Here is a 12,687-nt window from a genome sequence, read left to right on the forward strand (position 1 = left end):
TCGGTAGTGAAGTGCTTCCGGTTCGAAACACGAACAGGCATAACGAAGTCCATGATGGACCTTCCCCCGCTCTGAGCACCGGCTCCAGCAACAGAAAACCTGTCACACAACAGCCTGACACACAGGGCTTTCCCGGCGAAGGGGAGAGATTCCGGCGAGTTCGAGGCCGAGCGCGAGGCCGGCGGGGCGGGTGGGCTGCACCGGCGCGCCACGAGGCCGCCGGAGGCCGCGCCGCTAGACTCACGCGCATGACAATTGTTGACGAGCAGGGCCGCCCGGAACCTCCCCTAGCAGGCGACGAAGCCGCGACCCTCCTGGGATTCCTGGACTTTCAGCGGGCCACGCTGGCGTGGAAGTGCGCCGGACTGGACGCCGCCGGCTTCGGGGCCACTACCGCTGCCTCATCGATGACGCTGGGCGGGCTGCTGAAGCACATGGCCTACGTGGAGGGCGCATGGTTTTCCCATTCCCTGCACGCCCGGGACCGGGAGGCCCCGTTCGACACCGTGGATTGGAAGGCCAACCCGGACTGGGAGTGGGAAACCGCCGCCGGGGACACCCCGGACCAGTTGCGGACCCTGTGGCAGGATGCCGTGGACCGGTCCCGGATCAGTGTCGCGGAGGCCCTGGCCGGCGGTGGCCTGGACCAATTGGCCCGGCGCCCGTGGCCGGACGGGTCGGCGCCGAGCCTGCGCTGGATCCTGTGCCACATGATCGAGGAGTATGCCCGGCACAACGGCCACGCCGACCTCCTTCGCGAGGCCTTGGACGGCGAGACGGGGGAGTAGCCTCGAGGCGGGTCGACGCTACCACCCGTTGCTCTATCAGTCCTGGCGGTCACGGACGCGGAATGACGACCAGGACTGATAGAGCAACCAGGTATTACTGGCGCGATCTAGTATGCCTTGACCCGCTGTTCGACGACGAGGTGGACGAGGGCGAACACGCCGTCCTGGTCGATGGCGGTCAGCGCAGCCTCCAGGGCGGCCGGGACGTCCTGATCCTCGGTCACCGTGATGCCGAAACCGCCGAACGCCCGGGCCATCATGCCGAAGTCGGGGTTCTTCAGCTGCGTCCCCGATACGCGGGACGGGTAGTGGCGTTCCTGGTGCGTGCGGATGGTGCCGTACTCCTGGTTGTCCATCACGATGATGAGCGGTGTGGCTCCGTACTGGGCGGCCGTGGCGAGCTCCTGGCCGTTCATCAGGAATTCCCCGTCGCCGGCGATGGTGACCACGCGGCGCTCCGGGCTGGCCAGCGAGGCGGCGATGGCCGAGGGCACCGAGTAGCCCATGGAGCCATTGCGGGCGCTGATCATCGAGGCGTAGCACCGGGTGGGGAAATACCGGTGCGCCCAGTTGGTGTGCTCGCCCGCCCCGAACGTCACCATGGCGTCCTCCGGCAGCAGCGGCACGAGGTTCGCCATCAGGGTGTCCATTTTTGCGGGCCCGTTGCCGGGTTTCGACGGCGGAAGGCTGGCGAAGGACTGCTGCTCGGCGCGCATCCGGGCCGTCCACGCCTTCCACTCTTCCTTGACGGGCAAGTCGATGTTCACCAGATCCCGGACGAAAGCCTCCGGCTTGGCCAGGATCTGGCGGGAGACCGGGCCGGAGCGGCCGCGCAGCGAGGGATCGATGGTGACCAGGAAGTTCTTCTTGTTCCAGTCCTGCCGGCAGACGAAGCCGTCCGTGATCACGTCCCCCGGGACCGTCCCGACGAAAACAAGCAGATCGGTTTCCTCCAGGAGGTCGTACGTGGGGCGGGGCCGGCCGTAGCCGATCGGTCCCACATAGCTGGGGGAATCGGAGGAGACGGTCCCCTGCGTGCGCCATTCCGCCGCGGCAGGGATGTGGTGCTTTTCCAGCCACCGGGTGAGCTCCCCGGCTGCTTCCTGGGTCCAGTCGTTCCCGCCGGTGACGAAGAGCGGCTTCTTGGACTGTGCCAGGGCTTCGGCGAGGGCGCCGGCATCCGAAGTGCTCATCCCGCCTGCGGCCACCGGGATGGGCGGGTGCAGGGCCGGATCAATCTGTGCGCGGATGATGTCCTCCGGCAGACCCACCACCACTGGCCCGGGACGGCCGCTCATGGCCGCGAACATTGCCTCCGCGACAATCTCGGAGGCCCGCTCGGGGTGGTCGAGGACCATCACGCGTTTGGCCCCCGTGTCGAACCACGCCTTGATGTCGAACTCCTGGAACGCCTCGCGGTCCCGGTGCGCGAACGGAATCAGGCCGACAAAGAGCAGCATCGGGGTGGAGTCCTGCCAAGCGGTATGCAGGCCCACGTGGGCGTTCGCTGCCCCGGGTCCGCGGGTGACCATGGCGACGCCGGGACGCTGGTTCATCTTGCCGTCGGCCTCGGCCATGTAGGCGGCGCCGCCCTCGTGCCGGCAGACCACGGTCTCGATGTCCGAGCCGTGCAGCCCGTCGAGGACGTCCAGGAAGCTTTCCCCCGGGACAACGAAGGTGCGTTCCACCCCGTGCGCCACGAGCGAATCTACAATCACGTGGCCGGCGGACTTGAGGGTGCTGGCGCCGTTGAGGTTATCCAGGATAGCCCCTGGGACCGTCTGTAGGGTTTTGATGGTGTCGCCTTCAACTGGGTGGGTGTCGGTCGCGGTCATGGTGGGTGCAGACTCCGTTTTCATCACTACTTGTCTTCTTGGGTTGGTTGGCGGGCATGGCATGTCCGCTGAACTCAGCGGAGCGGTTGCTGATGCCTAGTCTGTTTCCGGTCCGGTGCAGAAGAAGCAGCCGTCTTCGCAACTGTCGTTCGACGCCGGCGGCTTGCCTGTGTTTGCGGCTGGCGGGTCGAGTTCCTGCAGTGTGCTAGTTCGGCCGGGACTGAGCGGGTTTCGTGGCTTCATGGAGGCTTTCAGGTTGTATGTCGGGTTGTGTGACCGGTCGGCAACAGGATGTTCGATTAGCGGATTGGGGTCCGGCTGGCCAGCACTGGCGCGGCGCCCGTGAAGCCGTCGCGGGTTTCGGCGATGTCGTGGATCTGTTTCCGGCAGGCGTACCAGCCGCCTACCATCAGGGCGCAGGCGACCAAGGTCACCAGCAGCGTGAGCGGGGAGTCGATGAAGACCATGACGAGCACGCCGAGCAGGAACACCAGGGAGAGGTACCCGGTGTAGGGGGCGCCGACCATCCGGAAAGAGGGGCGCTCAAGCCAGCCTTTGTCTGCCCATCGTTTGAGCTGGATCTGGCAGAGCACGATCGTGGCCCAGGTGACGACGATGCCTACGGAGGCGACGTTCAGGACGATCTCGAACGCCTGGCCGGGGACCAGGTAGTTCAGCGGGACCCCGAGGAGGGAGACTCCGGCGGTGATGGCGATGCCGCCATAGGGGACACCGGCCTTGTTCATCCGCTGGGCGAACTTCGGGGCGGATCCGGCCACTGACATGGAGCGCAGGATGCGGCCGGTGGAGTACAGGCCGGCGTTCAGCGAGGACAGGGCGGCCGTGAGGACCACGAGGTTCATGATGACGTCCACGCCCTGGATACCAATGGATCCGAAGAACGTCACAAACGGGCTGACGCCTTTTTCGTACGAGGTGTAGGGCAGCAGCAGGGCGAGCAGAATGACCGAGCCGACGTAGAAGACGGCGATGCGGAAGACCACGGAGTTGATGGCCTTGGGCATGATCCTTTCGGGGCTCTTGGTTTCGCCGGCGGCGGTGCCGATCAGTTCGATCGAGGCGTAGGCGAATAGCACGCCCTGCATGAGGATGATCATGGGCAGCAGGCCGTTGGGGAAGATGCCGCCGTTGTCGGTGATGAGACTGAAGCCGACTTCCTGGCCTTCCACGGGGGTTCCGAACATGACGAAGTAGGTGCCGATCAGCAGGAACGCGACGAGGGCCGCGACTTTGATCAGGGCGAACCAGAACTCGAGCTCGCCGAACACCTTGACGGAGACGAGGTTGAGGCAGAGGACCACGACGAGGGCGATCAGCGCCCACGCCCACTGCGGTACGGCCCCCATCCAGGGGATATATTTGCCGAAGAAGTTCATGTAGAGGGCCACGGCGGTGATGTCCACGATGGTGGTGGTGGCCCAGTTGATCCAGTAGAACCAGCCGGAGATGAACGCGGCTTTCTCTCCGTAGAATTCGCGGGCGTAGGACACGAACGATCCTGACGAGGGCCGGTGCAGCACCAGTTCCCCCAGGGCGCGCAGGATCAGGAACGCGAAGAAGCCGCAGACGGCGTAGGCGATGACCAGTGACGGGCCGGCCGCGTTGAGCCGGCCGCCGGCGCCCAGGAACAGGCCGGTTCCGATGGCGCCGCCGATCGCGATCATCTGGATCTGCCGGGGCTTCAGGCTCTTGTGGTATCCCGAGTCCTCCGCATGGATCAAGGCATCCGAAGCGTGGGCGTGGCCACCATCAGCCTGGTACAAGCCAACCTCGTCATTGGGGTTGTTGGGCATGGGTGTTCCTTTCGATCTGTCAGAGATCTAAATGGGTTCTGGAGGGAGGTTGTGGGGTACAGCCAGGCGTCAGATCAGAAGATCGACCACCCGGTGCGGTCGGACAGGTCAGCGAGAGCCGCCGTGCCTGCCAGGGAATTTCCCTTGGAATCCAGCCGCGGGCTCCAGACGCAGATGGCGCACTCGCCGGGGACGATCGCCAAGATGCCGCCGCCCACACCGCTTTTCCCCGGAAGTCCCACGCGGTAGGCAAACTCGCCGGCTGCGTCATACATGCCGCAGGTCAGCATGATGGAGCCGATGCGCTTGGCCTCGCTCCTGGAGATCACCGCGCCCTGCGCTCCGCGACCATCCTGCGCGAGGAAAAGACCTGCCTTGGCCACCTCCACGCAGGTCATCATGATTGAGCACTGCCTGACGTAGTTCTCGACCACTGCCTGTGCGGGCCGCCGCAGGTTGCCGAATTCCTTCAGGAAGTGGGCGAGGGCCAGGTTGCGGCTGCTGCTGGAGAGTTCACTCCTTGCGGCGATCTCGTCGATGAAAGGACCCGGTTGACCGACCTGGCCGTTGAGGAAACGCAGGACCTGAGCGGCGGCGTCCGGAGATCTTTCCATCAGATGGTCGGTGACCACCAGGGCGCCGGAGTTGATGAAGGGGTTCCGCGGGACCCCGTGCTCGACTTCAAGCTGGACCAGGGAGTTGAAGGACGTCCCTGACGGCTCGCGCAGGACCCTGGACCACAACGAGCCGGAGTCATCGGCGCTGAGGGCCATCGCCAAGGTGAAGACCTTGGAGATGCTCTGGATGGAGAACGGAAGACCGGCGTCGCCGGAACTGAACACTTCCCCGGACGTCGTGGCAACTGCGATGCCGAAACGGTCGAACGGCGGGGACTGCAGGTGGGGAATGTTTGCGGGAACTGACCCCGCTTCCGTCCGGGGCCGGTGGCTGCGGACAATGTCATCCAGTACTAGGCCAAGCGGCGGCGAATCGAGTGCTGTCATCATTTCTTGCCCAGGTGCTCCTTCTGCGTGCCGGCCCACTCCTGAACATGAAGCAGGGCGACCAGTGAATGGCGGGGATTGCCGAGGTCCAGCCCGGTGATCCGGCTGACCTTGCCGATCCGGTAGTAGACGGTGTTCTTATGTAGCTGCATCCGCTTGGCGCACTCGGCCACGTCCAGGGAAGCGTCGAAGAAGGCCCGCAGGGTTTCGGCCAGTTCCGCGTCTTCGCGGAGCAGGGCCCAAAGGCTGCGGTGCCGGAAGGCCGCCGTCGTAAAGTTCTCCACGGCGTCGTGGAAGAGGATCTCGGCTTCGAAGTCGTCCACCTCGGCCACCGGGGCTTCGCCGGACCGGCGCATGCAGCCCAGCAGGGCCTCGGATATTCCGGTCACGGAATGGAGGGAGAGCAGGTCGGCGACCGTGGGTCCGACGGCGGCAAAGGTGCTGATGCCGAGGTGCTTGGTGGCGTCCTTGACGATTGCCTCGGCCAGGCTCCGCAGCCCGGCGCCGGCGTTGGCGGACTGGAGTCCGGGAAGGATCACGGCGGTGTCGCCACGAAACTGTCCCACGATGGCTGAGGGCTTGTAGGCGGCCGCATGGATTGAAGCGAGGTTTGCCAGCTCGCCGTGTTTGAGTGCGGCGTCGTTCTCCTGGGCTTCGGATGCCGAGAGGCCAATCAGGATCAGGGCCGCGGGACGGTCCGCAGGGATTTTCTCGCTGTGTGCGCTCGCCGCAGCCTCGGCGGGACCCGACAGGAGGCGCACGATCCGGTCCTCGCGCATGTGCACGGACTGCTGGTTGCGGTACCGGATCAGCTCGGCGGAGGCCCGCGCGGCTGAGCCCGTGAGCACGTAGTCGACGTCGTCGCCGAAGCCGCCGCCGGTTTCCTGGAGCCATATGTAGCCCATGATGCGGTCGCCGGCGAACAGGCTGATGGCAACGCGCTCCCGCAGGCCATCCTGAGGCCGGGCAGGCACCCGGACCGGCAGGCGGGTCCGGTGCAGCTCACGGTAGGCCCCGAGGTCCTTGAGTAGAAGTTCGTACTTGCGCGGGCCGCGCCGGGCCAGAATCGAGGCCTTGCGCAGCTCGTCAATGGCGTTGGTGACCGTGGAGTACGCCAGGACCTTGTTGGCGGCGTCCTCGATCACCACGTGGCTGGAGGTCAGGCGGGCCGTGGTCTGGGCGATGGCGAAGAGGTCTTCCTCGAGCAGGGTCAGTACTTCGCTCTGGTAGCTGGGCGGCTGGATCCTGTCCTTGGCGATGGACAGCAGGCGGTCCCAGTCTGCCGCCGGGTCCACCAGCAGCAGCCCGGTTCCGGCGGCGCGCAGCAGCTCTTCCGCTTCCGCCAGTTCCTCGTGGCTGCCCTTGACCGCCAGGACCAGTGGAGGGCTTTTCAAGAGGCGCCGCACCGCCGGCAAGGCGGAGCGTCCGCGCACGCCGATCAGCAGGACAAACGCAGACCCGCCGTCGGAGGTCTCGTCGTCGGCGTCAACGATTAGAAAGCGTTCGATCGCCGCGTCCGTGCGGGACGGCCGAAGCATCAGGCTGGCGAAACCGAGGGGGAGATCCGCGAGGATGTCGTCCACTGTAGCTGCGGCCATGGGCTTCCTTCTGACATCGGCACCCGCCCGGACTGCTTTGTCCGGACACCTCATGCTATCCAGCCGCTCTCGCCAAAAGTATAGAAAATATCCTAAATTACGCAGCCAGTTTTAGGTCTGCGGACCAAGGCGGGGGACCTACTCCGCGTTACCGGTAATTTGTGGTTATTTGTCGGCGAGAGGCGCACCCCATGCAGCCCAAAGCCAACACCACCCCATCGTTTGCTCCGTAAGTGCCGTAATCACTCCTCAAAAGGGCATCTACGGAGCAATCGACGGGGTTTGAGGACCGGAAAGGGACCGGTCATCATGGAGTGTTGGTGCGTCATTGCGGACCTGACGTCCGCCGCACCGCCGCTAGCACTGACGCACACAGGAGAACGCATGGAGACGCCCCCGGAGCTCATTGACTTCACCGCAGGCCACGCCCGTTCCGGTGATCTGGACGTTTCCTGGATCCACGGATCAGAATCGGCGAAGCACAACGCGGACCCGGACATCCAGGTCCATGCCTACGACGAGCACACCTTCATCCTGCGCCAGAACATGGCGGTCAACTATGAGGCGCCGTTCATGTTCCTGCTGTTCGGCAGCGCCCGGGCCGTGCTCATCGATACCGGCGCCACCGCATCCCCGGACTTTTTCCCCCTGCGCCGCGTTGTCGACGGCCTCATGGAAACCTGGCTTGCCGCTCATCCCCGTGACGGCTACCGGCTCCTTGTCCTCCATACGCATCCGCATGGCGACCATGTTGCGGGGGACGCCCAGTTCGCCGGCCGCCCCGGCACCGTCCTTGTGGACGCGGACCGGGACAGTGCGTGGGAATTCTTCGGATTCACCGGCGCTTCCGGCAATACCGGCGACGACGGCGGCGGCGGGTTTGGCGGCGGCGCTTCGCCGGCAGACGTGGAGCCGGCGCAGGTGGATCTGGGCGGCCGCGTCCTGCAGTGCTGGCCCAGCCCGGGGCACCACAACGCGGCGGTCACGTTCTACGATCCCCACACCGGGTTCCTCCTCACCGGGGACACGGTCTATCCCGGCCGGCTGTACATCCAGGACTGGCCCGCGTTTGTCCGCACCATCGACCGGCTGATCGGGTTCTGCAGCACCCACCCCGTCACCCACGTCCTGGGCTGCCACATCGAAATGTCGCGGCAGCCCGGCGTCGACTATCCGGTCTTCACCACGTACCAGCCCGACGAACCACCGCTGCAGATGACCGTCGAGCAACTCCGGGAGATCCGCCGGGCCATCGCCGAGGTAGGCGGACGCCCCGGCCGGTACGTGTTCCCCGGCTTCATCCTCTGCCTCGAAGGGGCCTGAGGCGGCAGCTGTCGGTGACCCTCAGCGGCCCCGCAGCGACGCCGCGGCCGGGACGCCGGGCGGGAAATCAGGCAGCGCCCCTGCGGGCGTGTGGAAGATCCACAACGACAGCGCACGGTAGGTGGCCCAGTCGTCGTCGGCCGCCTGCAGGGACGCGATCTCGGTTCCGTCCGGCTGCCCGGTGGTGCGGATCACCTGCAACCGGACCGGTGCAGCCTCCGGCAGCCGGAGCGTGACCGGCCCCGAAGCCGGCAGCGTTCCGCGCGGGAAACGAACCGCAGCGCCACCGACCGAAATGTCCAGCAGCTCTCCGCCGGCGCCTTCGGCTTCCACCGGCGCGGACACCTCCATCCGGTAGGCGTTGCGGCGGGAAGTGGCGAATTCGGCGGCCCGGATCCGCCGCGTCCCGAGAACCAGGACCACGCCGGCGAGCACCAGCCAGGCGCCGGAGGCCACGGTGGAACCGGGCGTCGTGCGCCAGGGCACCAGCCCGGCCAGTCCGGCCGCCGCGTACAGAATCACCGCGGCGATGAGGACAACCATCACGATGAGGATTCGCGGCGTCCGGCCCCGGAGCCGGAGGTCGGCGGCGCCCTTGGGCGTCACCTGGAACTCCAGGATGTTCCGGGACATGAGCCACCAGAGGCACGCGAGGCCTACCGGGACGCGGAAGATCCGCAGGGCGAAGGCCGTGGGCCAGTGGATTTCGTTGCGCATGAGCTGCTTTGACCCCCACAGGCGCACGGTGAACATGACCAGGAAGACCCCGGTGAAGAGCAGCGGGCCGGCGGTGGAGGTCTGTGCCCCGGACAGCATGATCACTACCGGAATCAGGAAAGCCACCAGCGTGGCGATGCCCTCCAGCCACCACAGCGTGCCGTTGAGGTACTCGTGGTAATTCCGCCACGACATCCAGCCCTTCGCCGCCCACAGTTTCTCGTGGACGAGGATCTGCATCGCGCCCATGCCCCAGCGCCGGCGCTGCAGCAGGTACTGGTCCGGCGTCGCCGGTGCGAGCCCGACGGCGAGCGTCTGGTGGTGGTAGACGGTCCGCCAGCCGCGCCGGACGAGTTTGAGCGTGGTGTGCATGTCCTCGGTAATCGTCTCGGTCGCCACGCCGCCCACCTCTTCCAGGGCGCTCAGTCGCAACAACGACGTCGACCCGCACCAGAACGGCCCGGCGTCGGGAACGTTGCGGGACGCCATGAGGACGTTGAAGAAGGTGCCCTGCTCCCCGGTGATGCCGTCGTCGTCGAACGCGCCGCCGTTGTAGAAGGACTGCGGGCCCTGGATCAGGGCGATCTCGGGGTCTTCGAACCAGCCCAAGGTGGCGGTGAGGAATGTGGGCAGCGGGACGTGGTCGCAGTCCAGGACGGCGATGATGTCGATGCCGGGGCCGCCCGCGGCCTTTTCGGCGGCCATCAGGCCCAGGGCGTGGTTCATGTTGCCGGCCTTGGCGTGGTCGTGGACGGCCCGGCGGACGTACCGGGCACCATAGGCGATGCACATTTCCTCGACCCAGGGCCGGTCGCCGTCGTCGAGAACCCACGTCTCATGCGCCGGGGCCAGCTCGCAGGCGGCGGCGACCGTGGGCGTCAGAACCTCGATGGGCTCGTTGTACGTGGGGATCAGCACCGCAACCCGCATGCCGTTCGGGGCCTCCGTCACGGGCGCCGGGGGATGGCTGTCGATGTTCCACACGGACCATGCCTTCAGGATGAGGCCGGCCAGCGGCAGGGCCTCGAAAGTGACCAGGATCCAGGCGATGGTCAGGTTCCATTCCCCCGACGGCATCGTGAACAGGACACGCCAGGTCAGGTACAGGACCAGGGCAACGATGGCCGCGATGCCGCCCACATGCGCCAGGCGCCGTGACCGGGGTGCCTCCGGTCCCGGAGGTCCCAGGCGGGCGGCCCAGCCGGCAATGCCGGCACGGGTCAGCGCCGTGGCATCAAGTGGAACGGGCCGCGGCGCAACGGATCTTCCGGCGGAGAGTGGTTCAGCCGATGCGCTGTCGGCGCGCTGCCGTAGGTCTTCACGGACATTTTCACGAGGCACGTGATCTCCCTCAGCTAGATCCGGTGCTCAATGTCCGATCAGCGTAGCCGCGCGGCGGTGTTTTTGGCCGGGTTGTCCGCAATCCTTGGACAATACTGCGTCTGGGGTGCCGTGCGGGAGGCGCCGCGGTCCATCGGGCTCTGTTAGGGCCCGCCACTTCGTTCAAAGCGGCTTCGTCTGTGAATCAGTGCGCTGCCAGGTTGTTCGCGTCCTCGGGCCCGACGAAGTTGCATGAGCCCGGATGACGCACGGGCAGCGAGCAGGTGCGCCCGGTGGGTAGGTGGACGTTGGCGCACCGTCCGGCCATGGCCACGTCTTCCCGGACATGTGTGACGTGGGTGCTGCTGAGCGCCTCGGTTGCTTCCTCGCGACTGGTGGGCTGGGGGTTTCCGGATGCACTGTGCTCTTGGCTGTTCACGGCTGGAACTCCTCGGGATTTGCTGTGCAGGCAGGATGGGAAGGATGCTTAGTTTGTCCGAAGTCCCCAGCCTCGCACGGGCGGGTTAACACGGGGTTACGGGGGCGTAAGGTTCCCGTCTCGGCGGGGACACCCCTTTGCCCCCGCCCGCCTGTTCCTCATACTGGAAGGGCAGATCCGCGATGCCGGCAGGCGAGGACGGTGGTGGCTGATGAGCAGTGGGGTGAGCGGTTCAAACAGCGCGTTCCGGCGTCGGGTGGAGCGGGCCGCGGAACTCCGGGCGGTGCGGGTCTCGGGCAGCACCGCCCAGGAGAACGACGCGCTCAACGCGGCCGAGGAAGAACTCCGGCAAAAGCGCGCCAAGGTCGACGACGCCGCCAAGGCCGAGTACCTGATCCGGGACGCCATGGCGCAGGGCAAGTTCGACAACCTCAAATACGCCGGCAAACCCATTCCAGGGCTGGGCGAGGCGTATGACCCCGACTGGTGGGTCAAGGGCCTGATCCAGCGGGAGAACATCTCCGGCCTGGGCCCGAAAGCGATCCTGCTCCGCACCGAGGACGTCGAACTTGATGCCCGTCTGGACGCCCAGTTCAGCGAAAAACAGGTGCGCGAGATCGTGGAGGACTTCAACGCGAGGGTCATCGATGCCCGGCGGCAGCTCCAGGGCGGGCCACCCGTGATCACCAAGACGCGCGACGTCGACGTCGAACTGGACCGCTGGCGGGGGCGCCGGGCTGCCGCGGCCACCGCTGACCCGCCCGAGCCGGAACCAAAGCAGTCCTGGTGGCGGCGACTCTGGAACGGGGCCGGCTAACCGGCTCTGGCTAAGCGCTGTCCGGGGCGTGCCCGGTGGAGCCCCGGACCACAAGCTGCGTTGGAACGAGGTACAGGCGCTGCGGAAGATCCCGGGTTTCCCGCCGTTCCAGGATGAACTTCCCCGCCTGCAGGCCCACGGCGAAGTTGCCGTTGTCCACCGAGGTCAGGGACAAGTGGCGTATGCGGGCGAGGTACGTGTTGTCGTATCCGACCAGCGAGAGGTCGCCCGGTACCGTGAGGCCCTGGTCGGCGGCCGCTGAGAGCGCGCCGATGCAGGCGAGGTCGTTGAAGGCGAAAATCGCGGTGGGCCGCTCCGGTCCTGCGAGCAGGCGGTGGGCGGCGTCGGATCCGCTTTCCTCACTCATGCCGCCGGCCACGACCCAGGGATCCAGCCCGGCATCCCGCATCGCATCCTCGTAGCCGGCCCGTCGCAGCCGGCCGATCTCGCCGGGGCCCTGAAGGTGGGCGATGCGCCGGTGCCCGAGGGCGATGAGGTGCTCGGCCGCCTGGCGGGCACCGGAGGCGTCGTCGTCAACCACGATGTCCGCTCCGGGCAGGGCGGGCTCCCGGGTGCCGGCGAGGACCACCGGCACACTGGCGATGGCGGCCTCCAGGGCGGCTTCCTCTGAGGTGGTGCCGACCACCACAATGCCGTCGATGCGCTGCTCCAGCAGGGTTTCCACGGAACGGCGGCCCACCCGGTGGTCGGTGTAGGAATCGACGAGGACGGGGGAGACGCCGGCCGCGTGCAGCGTCGCGCTCAGGCCCTCGAGGAGTTCGACAAACCAGGGATTCCGGAGGTCGTTGAGCAGCACGCCGACAGTGCCGCTGTGCGGGCTGGAAAGCCCGCGGGCAAGCTGGTTAGGCCTGTAGTCGAGCTCGGCCATCGCGTCCAGGACGGCCTGCCGGCGGCCGGCGCCGACGTTGGAGGATCCGCCCAGCACCAGGGACACGAGGGATTTGGACACCCCGGCGCGCTCGGCGACGTCGCGGATGGTGGGCCGGCGGGGCGGTTGGCCGGGGGCCGGCG

Annotated in this window: 10 protein-coding genes; 3 read left to right on the plus strand and 7 right to left on the minus strand. The window is 66.8% G+C overall.

Annotated elements, in window-relative coordinates:
* Window positions 1–248: 248 nt before the first annotated feature.
* Window positions 249–788: a DinB family protein gene (locus LQV16_RS20875; RefSeq protein ID WP_229995770.1), complete on the plus strand. Its 540-nt coding sequence runs from the start codon at window positions 249–251 to the stop codon at window positions 786–788.
* A 107-nt stretch (window positions 789–895) separates the two neighbouring features.
* Here LQV16_RS20875 and LQV16_RS20880 read toward each other — a convergent pair whose 3' ends face one another.
* From LQV16_RS20880 to LQV16_RS20895, 4 genes are all read right to left on the minus strand, one after another.
* Entirely contained in the window at window positions 896–2,647 is a 1,752-nt protein-coding gene (locus LQV16_RS20880; RefSeq protein ID WP_229995778.1) for a thiamine pyrophosphate-dependent enzyme, read from the minus strand.
* 275 nt (window positions 2,648–2,922) lie between these two features.
* A complete protein-coding gene (locus LQV16_RS20885) occupies window positions 2,923–4,437 on the minus strand; it encodes an amino acid permease (RefSeq protein ID WP_229995771.1) in 1,515 nt (504 codons plus the stop codon).
* A 74-nt stretch (window positions 4,438–4,511) separates the two neighbouring features.
* A complete protein-coding gene (locus tag LQV16_RS20890) occupies window positions 4,512–5,444 on the minus strand; it encodes a glutaminase (RefSeq protein WP_229995772.1) in 933 nt (310 codons plus the stop codon).
* Window positions 5,441–7,039, minus strand: a complete 1,599-nt coding sequence (locus LQV16_RS20895; protein ID WP_229995773.1) for a helix-turn-helix domain-containing protein — start codon at window positions 7,037–7,039, stop codon at window positions 5,441–5,443. The genes LQV16_RS20890 and LQV16_RS20895 overlap by 4 nt, the downstream gene beginning before the upstream one ends.
* 384 nt (window positions 7,040–7,423) lie before the next feature.
* Between LQV16_RS20895 and LQV16_RS20900 the strand changes: the two genes are divergently transcribed.
* Window positions 7,424–8,362, plus strand: coding sequence for an MBL fold metallo-hydrolase (locus tag LQV16_RS20900; RefSeq protein WP_229995774.1), 939 nt, complete (start codon window positions 7,424–7,426; stop codon window positions 8,360–8,362).
* Window positions 8,363–8,383: 21 nt separating this feature from the next.
* Here the strand turns inward: LQV16_RS20900 and LQV16_RS20905 are convergent, their stop codons facing one another.
* Together LQV16_RS20905 and LQV16_RS20910 are read right to left on the minus strand one after the other, a co-directional pair.
* Complete coding sequence (locus LQV16_RS20905; protein ID WP_229995775.1) at window positions 8,384–10,420, minus strand: glycosyltransferase family 2 protein; 2,037 nt, start codon at window positions 10,418–10,420, stop codon at window positions 8,384–8,386.
* 184 nt (window positions 10,421–10,604) lie between these two features.
* Window positions 10,605–10,838, minus strand: a complete 234-nt coding sequence (locus LQV16_RS20910) for a hypothetical protein (protein ID WP_229995776.1) — start codon at window positions 10,836–10,838, stop codon at window positions 10,605–10,607.
* 211 nt (window positions 10,839–11,049) lie between these two features.
* On the opposite strand from LQV16_RS20910, the gene LQV16_RS20915 reads away from it, so the two are divergent.
* A complete protein-coding gene (locus tag LQV16_RS20915) occupies window positions 11,050–11,655 on the plus strand; it encodes a DUF1992 domain-containing protein (RefSeq protein WP_229995777.1) in 606 nt (201 codons plus the stop codon).
* Window positions 11,656–11,665: 10 nt separating this feature from the next.
* Here the strand turns inward: LQV16_RS20915 and LQV16_RS20920 are convergent.
* Window positions 11,666–12,687: LacI family DNA-binding transcriptional regulator (locus LQV16_RS20920; RefSeq protein ID WP_356815857.1), on the minus strand; the 1,022-nt coding region annotated here is incomplete at its 5' end.

The sequence above is a fragment of the Arthrobacter sp. Bi26 genome, from assembly GCF_918697925.1.
Classification (GTDB): domain Bacteria; phylum Actinomycetota; class Actinomycetes; order Actinomycetales; family Micrococcaceae; genus Arthrobacter.

What these genes read in the sequence shown, in the direction of transcription:
- LQV16_RS20890 (WP_229995772.1), bottom strand. Translation starts at nt 5,444, where the DNA reads ATGATGACAGCACTCGATTCGCCGCCGCTTGGCCTAGTACTGGATGAC.
- LQV16_RS20915 (WP_229995777.1), top strand. Translation starts at nt 11,050, where the DNA reads ATGAGCAGTGGGGTGAGCGGTTCAAACAGCGCGTTCCGGCGTCGGGTG.
- LQV16_RS20895 (WP_229995773.1), bottom strand. Translation starts at nt 7,039, where the DNA reads ATGGCCGCAGCTACAGTGGACGACATCCTCGCGGATCTCCCCCTCGGT.
- LQV16_RS20880 (WP_229995778.1), bottom strand. Translation starts at nt 2,647, where the DNA reads ATGAAAACGGAGTCTGCACCCACCATGACCGCGACCGACACCCACCCA.
- LQV16_RS20875 (WP_229995770.1), top strand. Translation starts at nt 249, where the DNA reads ATGACAATTGTTGACGAGCAGGGCCGCCCGGAACCTCCCCTAGCAGGC.
- LQV16_RS20900 (WP_229995774.1), top strand. Translation starts at nt 7,424, where the DNA reads ATGGAGACGCCCCCGGAGCTCATTGACTTCACCGCAGGCCACGCCCGT.
- LQV16_RS20885 (WP_229995771.1), bottom strand. Translation starts at nt 4,437, where the DNA reads ATGCCCAACAACCCCAATGACGAGGTTGGCTTGTACCAGGCTGATGGT.